This is a genomic window from Candidatus Aquicultor secundus, assembly GCF_002791875.1.
In the GTDB taxonomy this organism is placed as follows: domain Bacteria; phylum Actinomycetota; class Aquicultoria; order Aquicultorales; family Aquicultoraceae; genus Aquicultor_A; species Aquicultor_A secundus.
In genome coordinates this window covers 1-9299 of sequence record NZ_PFNG01000014.1, presented here as the reverse complement: position 1 = coordinate 9299, position 9299 = coordinate 1, and the positions used below count along the sequence as shown (strand labels likewise).

Below are 9299 nucleotides of genomic sequence, written 5' to 3'. Positions count from 1 at the left end.
ATTGCTTGGTTAGATAGAAATCTCTTTTCTGTTCCATTTTGACTGGTTTTTGTGGGTTTGTCCAGCATTTTACGCCAATTATTTAACAACTATTATACCCCCTACCGTTTGCCGTATTGGCCGGGTGAATATAGTTGAACTTATTTTGTGGTAATTTATACTTTATATAAAGAGAAGCGAGGAGTTCATGAGTCCTTTATTACTTAGTTTCATAATTATTACGATTCTAGTCTTGATAAATGCGTTGTTTGTCAGCGCTGAGATTGCAGTTATCACCGTCCGCGAGACCCGCATACGGCCCAAAGCCGAACAGGGCTCAAAGTCAGCGCAAATAGTTATGAGATTCCTGCACGACCCCACCCAGTTTCTCGCGACAACCCAAACCGCCATAACGGTAGCCGGGTTCCTGGCCAGCGCCACGGCTGCGGATCAACTTGCCGACGATTTAAGCAAACTCATTGCGCAGCTCAATATCCCGGTTATCACGGGGATAGCGCGCGGCCTCGCCATCGTCATAATAACGCTAATCATCGCCTATATTACGCTGGTATTCGGCGAGCTGGTACCGAAGCGACTCGCGATTTTAAGATCCGAGCAATTTGCACTCTTCTTTGCACGACCTGTTGCCTGGTTTAACACGGTGACATATCCCGTCACGCGCGCGCTGAGCTTCTCGACAAACGTCGTGATCAGAATCTTTGGCGTCCGGCCTGAAGATACTGCCCCGAGCACTACCGAGGAAGAGCTAAAACTGCTGGTAACGCAACATTCCGCGCTCATGCCCGAGGAGAAAGAGCTGATCCGCCAGGCATTTGAATTCGGCGACGTGCTCTCGAGACAGATCATGGTACCGCGCCCGGATATTGCGGCGGTTGATGCATCTGCAACCGTGAGGGACGTTCTTGAGGAGGCCCAGGAAAGCGGCCACCCGAGGCTCCTTGTCTACCAGGAAAACCTCGATAACATTATCGGCGCAATACACCTCAAAGACCTCATACAGTACGTCGACAGAAACCAGCTGGACGCGCCGGCAATTGACATCATGCGCCCGGTAGTCTATGTGCCCGAGACGCGGCGGGCCATCAGTTTGTTAAAAGACCTGCAGAAAAGCAGGTTGCATGTGGCTGTGGTCCTTGATGAGTACGGCGGCACGGCGGGTATTGTAACGATTGAGGACATTGTTGAAGAAATCGTTGGCGAATTCGGGGGCAAAACCGAAGAGGAAGAGCTGATCAAAGCAATCGGCGAGCGTGAAATCGTCATCGACGGCAGGCTCCCGATCGACGAACTGAACGAGCGTTTTAACCTGGATATTCCCAAGTCACCCGAGTACGATACGGTTGCCGGTTGGATATTGTCCGAGCTGGGTCACATCCCGCGACCCGGCGAAGAAGTCACCTTTGACGGCACCCGTTTCAGGGTCCAGTCAATGCAGCAGCGCAGAGTCGCTTTGGTCAGAATTATTAGAATTCCCCAGCAACACTAGAAAAAGCCGGATTATTCATCCGGCAAATTCTAAAGGAATGCTCGGTTAGATTACGCTCGCTTCAGCTTGCCGAGCTTCTTGTTTCCCGATGTATTATTAGAGCTATTTGTATTAGAGCTATTTGTGTCATTTCTGTTGTTTCTGTTATTTATGTTATTTGTGCCATTAAAGTCGTCCGCCTTGCCCGTTTTTGCCCGTTTTCTTGTCCAGGATGACTGGAACTCTTCGGCTGAACTCTGCTTCAACAGGTACTTGCACACATCATCGAGGCTGCAGGAGATGGTCTCAAGCGAATCGCCTGATTTTTTATCCTTGGCGGTTACTCTTACTTTAATAAAATCAGCATTCCAGAAATCTTCTGCCAGGAATACATCGTGCCATAGCCGGTTAAGTTCTTCCTCATACCTGGGCGCGCCGAAATGGGCGGTGTAGAGGTCGATTACCATGTGGTTCTGCTTGCCGTATTTCATAAAATGGATGTTTCTGATGTCAATGACATCTTCGGGCCGCACGGCGTTTTGCAGGTTGATCAAGCTCATGATGATCTTGGCGATGCTCTCGTTCGGAAGGGTCTTGCCCTTAACCTCATTGAACATATCCGTTAATACCTCGACGGTTCTCGTGCCGGTCGCGGGATCGGTATCAGCTTTTCGCGTACCAAGCTTTCTTACTCTCGAGACCTTCTGAACCGAGGGCTCCGGGACATGCAGTTCTTCAAACGTGTCGTTGCAGTCACAGCCGGCATCCGCACAGGAGCATTCATGGTGCCCTTGTTTGTTCTTCATTGTCAGCCCGGTGATCGCTATTGTTGAGGCTAAGGCGGCAAAAATAGCGGTTATCTTTTTACTCCCGCTGAGTTTCATAAAAAAAATCCTCCTAAGCAAATTGGGGAAAGGGTTATGTTAAAGTATGTATCGTTCCAAAATGCAGTTGCTTTAAGAAGAATTTGCGGGAATTAAGAATAAGCCGCAGGCAGAGGGCTAGTAAAGTTACGTAAGTTGCCCTGCGGCAATCCTTCTTGTTCTTGCTAAACCCTAGCCGAGTATGGCCTTGAGGTCCTCGTCCGGGGTGGTTATCGGCTTGAGGCCGAAGTTCTCCACTAGGACATCGAGCACGTTCGGCGTGATGAAAGCGGGCAATGACGGCCCGATGCGGATGTCTTTGATGCCCAGGTAGAGAAGCGTAAGCAAAATCGACACCGCTTTTTGTTCGTACCAGGAGAGTACCAGCGAAAGCGGCAGGTCGTTGACGCCGACGCCAAACGCTTCGGCGAGCGCAACCGCAATCTTAACCGCCGAGTAGGCGTCGTTGCACTGGCCCACGTCGAGCAGTCGCGGGATGCCGCCGATATCGCCCAGGTCTTTGTCGAAGAACTTGAACTTGCCGCATGCAAGCGTCAGAACAACGGTGTCCTTAGGGGCTTTCTCGACAAACTCGGCATAATAGCCGCGCTCTTTCTTTACACCATCACAGCCGCCTACCAGGAAGAAGTGACGGATTGCCCCACTCTTGACCGCGTCGATGACCTGCGACGCTACCCCAAGAACGGTGTTTCTCGCAAACCCGACCATAACGGTTTTGCCTTCCTCATCCTCGACGAATCCGGGCATTTCAAGCGCCCTTTCAATCGCCGGAGTGAAGTTTTTGTCGGCAATGTGGGTCACGTCGGGCCATGCGACCTGTCCCGTTGTAAAGATATTCGCCTTATATGAGTCAAGCGGCCTCTGGATGCAGTTCGTGGTCATCACGATGGCACCCGGGAAGCCCGCGAACTCCTTGTGCTGGTTTTGCCAGGCCGTTCCGTAGTGCCCGTAGAAATGCGGGTACTTCTTAAGCTCCGGATACCCGTGGGTCGGCAACATCTCACCGTGCGTGTAGACGTAAATGCCCTTGCCCTCGGTCTGCTTGAGAATCTGCTCGAGGTCTTTTAGATCATGGCCCGAGACCACGATCGCTTTACCTTGTTTGTGCCCAAGCGGGACTTTTGTGGGGGTCGGGTGCCCGTAATGGCCGGTATTCCCCGCATCGAGCAGTTCCATGGCGCGCAGGTTGATCTCGCCGGTCTTAAGTACGAGCCCGAGCCAATCGTTCATCTCGCCGGTGCCGCGGGCAAGCGCCGCAAGCGCATCATGGATGAACCCGTAGACCGCGTCGTCCTCCTGGCCGAGGATTGCCGCGTGGTCCGTATATGCCGCGACACCCCTGAGGCCCAGGAGCAGGATATCCTGAAGCGACTTGATATCCGGGTTTTCAGTCGACCGGGGCGCAACCCACTCGGCGGCCTGACCCTGGCGAACCATTTCCTCGACGGTCGGTGCGGGCATGCACGTCGTTACTTCTTCGGCAAAATCAGCGATGCCGCCCGCGGCCGCTACTTTCACCCTCAGTTCCTCACGCAGTTCCACGGTGCGGATGATAAGTGCGCCAAGCCTTTCGGGATCGAAGTTTACATTTGTCAGGGTCGCAAAGAGCGCACCGACGGTGAATCTATTAACTTCCGGGTCGACTACGCCGACCTTCCTTCCCTCGGATGCGATGAGCGCGAGCCCTTTGACCGCATACGTGAGCAGATCCTGCAGGGCTGCAACGTCCGGCATCTTCCCGCAGATACCGCTTACCGTACAACCCACGCCTTTTGATGTCTGTTCGCATTGGTAGCAAAACATTTCTCGTCCTCCTTTATAATAGTGACAATCGTACAAAATCAAGCGTTACGACTAACAAGACTAAAAATCTAGCCTTTCGCCCACCGGAGGGGCCGGGTAAGCGAAAGACTATAGCGAAACCAAAACAATAGCCGGCTACTTATCCATGGATAAGTTGGGGCAAACATCTTGCACAAACCCATACGCTATCGCCCTTGTAGCGAACCGGAAAAAGCGGCCTATCGCTATCGGCGGTACCGCACCAATGGCAATGCTGGGTGACCGGGTCGACCGTCTGCGCCGCCTTGCGTTCGTGGACCGCTTGCTCGCTGAACTCATCAGCCTCACGCTCGGTAATGGTAAGCGCGCCCATCGGGCAGGTCCCAAGGCAGAAGCCCGCGCCATCGCAAAGCTCTTCCTTTATAACTTTTGCCTTACCGTTAACGATCTCAATAGCGCCTTCAACACAGGGGCTCACACAGAGACCGCAGCCGTTACATCGTTGTTCATCGATCTCAACGATCTTCCTGAGCGTTTTTGCAGTCATGATTGCCTCCTTCTCTGTATGTGGCACAAATAGAACTCTTAGAACTCTTATAAATCCTTACAAGCGTTCACAAATCTTGAGTTTATGGTAAAGCTTATTGAATTGGTCGACATTGACTTAAGTCAAGGATTGGGGATTTTCTTAAAATTTTTCAGAAATTTCTTAGAATTTTTTTGAAGTCTTGCTGATTTTATGAGGCTGGTTATTTCCTCAAACCGGAGGCGACCTCTTCAAGGGTATCCATGTCGAGGATGGTTACTTTCTTGCCGTTGGTATCGATGATACCGGTCGATTTCATCTTCCCGAGTGTGCGAGAAATGGTTTCGCTGATCGTGCCGAGGCGCTGGGCGAGCTCTGTTTTGCTTATGTCGAGGTCAAACTCGATTCCGGCATCGTGCTCACGGCCGTTTCGCGTTGCGCTATCCAGCAGGTACTTCGCAACGCGCGCCGGTACATCTTTTAAGGACAGCTCTTCCACCAGTGTGGCAAACCGGCGGAGGTGATGGGACATTATAGCAATCATATTGAGGCTGAGCTGCGGATCTTGTCGAACAAGGGCCTCAAAATCATTCCGCTTAAAGAAAAGGACTTCGAGATCGGTAGCGGCTCTCGCAAATGCGGGATACGAGACCCCGGAGAAAAGCGTTACCTCGCCAAAGGGGTCGCCGTTTGCAACGAAATGCAGGATCTGCTCGCGCCCGTCCATACCGAGCTTAAAAAGCTTTACGCGCCCATGAATGACTACATAGAAGCCTTCCCCGGCATCACCATCAGAGAAGATAAGCTCACCGCGGGCGAATTTCTTGCCTATCGCTATCGTGCTGAGCTCTTTAAGGTTGTCCTCCGGCAGCCCCGCAAACAGCGGGCACATCCGTAATCCCTGCGGTGTATTCATATAACCAGTGTAGTCCTTTACTTAGTTTAAAACGTGACAAACCCGGTGAATCATTCTTATCCAATCGGTTCGGTTGATTCGATTGAGGTAATTATAGCGTATTCAAACAGCGGGGGTAAGAACAAGTCGCTCCCTCGACCCACTCTCTAAGCCCGCACCTTTTCACCTGTTAACTTCCCGTTAACCTGGTAGAAATAATTTTGTAACCGGAATGCAACACATATTTAATTGGAGCGAAACTTTGTTGAAACACCAGGTGGCTATGATTAACTCAACGGCAGCTGCGAAGTGTTTGTAAGAAAGACTTTAAATTTTTCGAATGGAGGGATTTACAATGCAAAATATCAATACCGGCGATACCGCATGGATGTTGATATCCACAGCCCTGGTTATGTTTATGACGCCGGGACTCGCACTATTCTACGGGGGCATGGTTCGCAACAAAAACGTGCTCGGCACATTGATGCACAGCTTTATCATGCTCGGCGTAGGCACAATTGTTTGGATACTGTACGGATATAGCTTAGCGTTCGGACCGGATAAGTTTCATATAATCGGGGACTTAAGCTGGATCGGGCTTAAGGGTGTCGGGATGGCGCCGAATGCGGACTATGCGGCGACCATACCGCACATTCTCTTTATGGCGTTTCAGATGATGTTTGCGGTCATCACCCCCGCCCTTATTACCGGCGCTTTTGCCGAAAGAATTAAGTTCAGCTCATTTTTAGTATTTATGGTTGCATGGATGACATTTATCTATAGCCCGGTCGCCCATTGGGTATGGGGTGTCGACGGCTGGATCAGAAACCTCGGCGCGCTTGACTTCGCCGGCGGTACGGTAGTTCATATCAACGCGGCATTTGCCGCCCTGGCGGCGGCGCTCATCATCGGCAAACGCAAGGGGTTTGGCAAAGAGGCGATGCAACCGCACAACCTTCCGATGACGCTTACCGGTGCGGCCATCCTCTGGTTTGGATGGTTCGGGTTTAATGCGGGAAGCGCCCTTACATCGGGCGGCTTGGCAGCGGTAGCCTTTGTTGTAACCCACGTTGCAACGGCCTCTGCGGCACTTGGTTGGATACTTATAGAGAAGATCAAGACCGGAAAGCCCACAACGCTTGGCGCGGCTTCCGGAGCGGTCGCAGGGCTTGTTGCTATAACACCCGCCTCCGGTTATGTCGGCCCGTTGGCCGCAGTAGCCATCGGGTTTACAGCGGGCATCGTCTGCTACCTGGCGATCGGTCTTAAGTTTAAACTCGGATACGACGACTCACTTGATGTCGTCGGCATACACGGTGTAGGCGGAATCATTGGAGCATTGTTGACCGGTGTGTTCGCGACTACGGTAATCAACCCAGCCGGCTTTAACGGCCTCTTACACGGCAACCCGAAGCAAGTACTTATCCAGTTGGTCGCTATCTTGGTTACCATCGGCTACTCATTCATAGGGTCCGGGATAATCCTGAAAGTTATCGATGCGGTTATGGGCCTTAGGGTCAGCGAGGAAGACGAGGTTACCGGCCTCGACCTCTCGCAGCACAACGAGACAGGCTATGCGCTTGGCGGATTCGGCGGCGGCACTATGGAGCATGGGATACCAGGCTCGGCGGTCCTTAGGCCCGAGACAAGCTTTACAATGCAGGCACACCCGGCAAATAAGCCGCAATAAGGAGGGATACCGGTGAAAAAGATTGAGGCAATAGTTAAGCCATTTAAACTCGACGAAGTAAAAGATGCACTGAGCGGTATCGGCATCAAAGGTCTTACCGTATCCGAAGTCCAGGGATTCGGCCGGCAAAAAGGCCATACCGAGGTATACAGGGGTGCTGAGTATACGGTTGATTTCGTACCGAAAGTAAAACTCGAAGTCCTGGTTGAGGATAACCTAGCGGCTCAAGTGGTAGATACCATCATGGATGCAGCAAAGACGGGCAAAATCGGCGACGGCAAGATATTCGTCATCCCCGTTGAGGATGCGATCCGGATTCGCACCAACGAACGCGGCAACGATGCGATTTAAAGGGGCGGCCCGAGCCGTCCCTTTATTGTTGTGTTTGGTTATCAGCTTTACATGCATTTAACCTTAAGGAAACAAGGATTTAATCTTAGAGAAACACCGATGTAACAATTTATGCGTAGAATAAACTTAGCCAGGCCTGGTATCTGGTCGTCAGATAGGTGCAGCAGACAAGAAGTTCGGGAACCACTTCGTCCGTTCGGGTGGACGTTTGGTTATGTTTGAGCGCCTTTTAAAGATGGAGGGATACCATGCAAAACATCAACACGGGCGATACCGCCTTCATTCTTATCTGCGCTGCTATGGTCATGTTTATGACCCCGGGACTTGCTCTCTTTTACGGCGGCATGGTAAGAACTAAAAACGTGCTCGGCACCATCATGCAGAGCTTTATCATCCTCGGCATCATCAATCTTTTATGGATGCTGTTCGGGTACAGCCTCGCCTTTGGTCCCGACAAGTTCGGACTCATCGGCGATTTAAGCTACATCGGGCTAAAAGGGGTCGGGATGGCGCCGAATGCGGCGTATGCGCCGACCATTCCTCATGAAGCGTTTATGATTTTTCAAGCGATGTTTGCAATTATCACACCCGCTCTTATCACGGGTGCGTTTGCCGAGCGGATGAAGTTCAGCTCGTTTTTAGCGTTTACAATCGCGTGGTTCATCATCGTCTACCTGCCTGTGGCCCACTGGGTCTGGGGTAACGGCGGATGGCTGCGCAACCTCGGCGTTCTCGACTTTGCGGGCGGACTCGTCGTTCACGCGAGCTCGGGTGCCGCGGCGCTTGCCGCTGCTATCTTCACCGGCAGGCGAAGAGGATTCGGCGCGGAGCCGATTATCCCGCATAACATTCCGCTCACCATAATCGGTACCGGAATCCTCTGGTTCGGATGGTTCGGGTTTAATGCGGGAAGCGCGCTGGCGGCCGGCGGCCTTGCAACCAACGCATTTGTGACAACGCACATCGCGGCAACCGCCGCAACCGTAAGCTGGGTCGTTGTCGAGTGGCTCAAAGGCGGCAAACCGACCACGCTCGGCGCGGCGACCGGCGCAATCGCGGGTCTTGCCACGATCACACCGGCGGCGGGATACGTCAGCCCGACAGCGGCGATTTTAATCGGTCTGGCGGCGGGTATTGTGTGCTACTATGCAATTTCGCTCAAGTTTAAATTCGGATACGACGACTCACTTGACGTCGTCGGCGTACACGGTGTTGGCGGAATTCTGGGAACGTTGTCCGCCGGCCTATTCGCGTCGGCGGCGATAAACGGCGCCGCCGGCAACGGTTTATTTTTCGGCAATCCTTCGCTTCTATGGAAACAAGCGCTGGGCGTGTTCGTCGTTGTGGGGTTCTCTTTTATCGCGAGCATGGTTATATTTAAGATAGTCGATAAACTTATCGGCGTACGAGTCGACGAGGAAGATGAGATCACCGGCCTTGACCTTTCGCAGCACAGCGAGGTCGGCTATGACCTCTCGGGTCTTGGTGGAAGCGCGGGGGGTTTTGTAACCTCGGGCGCGTTTGACGTCCACCCGTCGTCTCAAGTATCAACGGCGTCGACCGAGACACCTTAAATATGCTATTGTGTTCCCGCGAAGGAGGATGAAGGTAAGTTGAAAAAAATAGAGGCCATTATTAAGCCGTTTAAGCTCGACGATGTGAAAAACGCCCTTAGCAAGGTCGGTGTGCAGGGACTTACCGCTTAC

10 protein-coding genes are annotated in these 9299 nt (G+C 52.3%); 6 read left to right on the top strand and 4 right to left on the bottom strand.

Translation table 11 applies throughout. The features are described 5' to 3' along the window. Positions 1–187 precede the first annotated feature (187 nt). On the top strand, positions 188–1486 hold the full coding sequence (locus tag COY37_RS00460) for a hemolysin family protein (RefSeq protein WP_286678375.1): 1299 nt from the start codon (positions 188–190) through the stop codon (positions 1484–1486). 50 nt (positions 1487–1536) lie between these two features. Here the strand turns inward: COY37_RS00460 and COY37_RS00455 are convergent, their stop codons facing one another. Further along, positions 1537–2082 (bottom strand): hypothetical protein, encoded by a 546-nt coding sequence (locus COY37_RS00455; RefSeq protein WP_502690509.1) that lies wholly within the window; start codon positions 2080–2082, stop codon positions 1537–1539. 124 nt (positions 2083–2206) lie between these two features. Here COY37_RS00455 and COY37_RS12030 point away from each other — a divergent pair, with 124 nt between their 5' ends. After that, positions 2207–2392, top strand: coding sequence for a DUF6419 family natural product biosynthesis protein (locus tag COY37_RS12030; protein WP_502690508.1), 186 nt, complete (start codon positions 2207–2209; stop codon positions 2390–2392). Between the two features lie 128 nt (positions 2393–2520). Here the strand turns inward: COY37_RS12030 and hcp are convergent, their stop codons facing one another. The 3 genes from hcp to COY37_RS00440 all read right to left on the bottom strand — a co-directional run bounded on the left by hcp (position 2521) and on the right by COY37_RS00440 (position 5573). Then, positions 2521–4152: a hydroxylamine reductase gene (gene hcp, locus COY37_RS00450; protein WP_286678373.1), complete on the bottom strand. Its 1632-nt coding sequence runs from the start codon at positions 4150–4152 to the stop codon at positions 2521–2523. Between the two features lie 139 nt (positions 4153–4291). Further along, complete coding sequence (locus COY37_RS00445; protein WP_286678372.1) at positions 4292–4678, bottom strand: ATP-binding protein; 387 nt, start codon at positions 4676–4678, stop codon at positions 4292–4294. A 202-nt stretch (positions 4679–4880) separates the two neighbouring features. Continuing rightward, the gene (locus COY37_RS00440) at positions 4881–5573 is read right to left on the bottom strand and encodes a Crp/Fnr family transcriptional regulator (RefSeq protein ID WP_286678371.1); all 693 of its coding nucleotides are present in this window, start codon (positions 5571–5573) and stop codon (positions 4881–4883) included. Positions 5574–5907: 334 nt separating this feature from the next. Between COY37_RS00440 and COY37_RS00435 the strand changes: the two genes are divergently transcribed. The 4 genes from COY37_RS00435 to COY37_RS11705 all read left to right on the top strand — a co-directional run. Continuing rightward, entirely contained in the window at positions 5908–7242 is a 1335-nt protein-coding gene (locus COY37_RS00435) for an ammonium transporter (RefSeq protein WP_286678370.1), read from the top strand. 12 nt (positions 7243–7254) lie between these two features. Continuing rightward, positions 7255–7593, top strand: coding sequence for a P-II family nitrogen regulator (locus COY37_RS00430; protein ID WP_286678369.1), 339 nt, complete (start codon positions 7255–7257; stop codon positions 7591–7593). A 257-nt stretch (positions 7594–7850) separates the two neighbouring features. Continuing rightward, a complete protein-coding gene (locus COY37_RS00425) occupies positions 7851–9167 on the top strand; it encodes an ammonium transporter (protein ID WP_353682445.1) in 1317 nt (438 codons plus the stop codon). Positions 9168–9206: 39 nt separating this feature from the next. After that, the coding region (locus COY37_RS11705) for a P-II family nitrogen regulator (RefSeq protein ID WP_353682988.1) at positions 9207–9299 on the top strand (93 nt) is incomplete at its 3' end.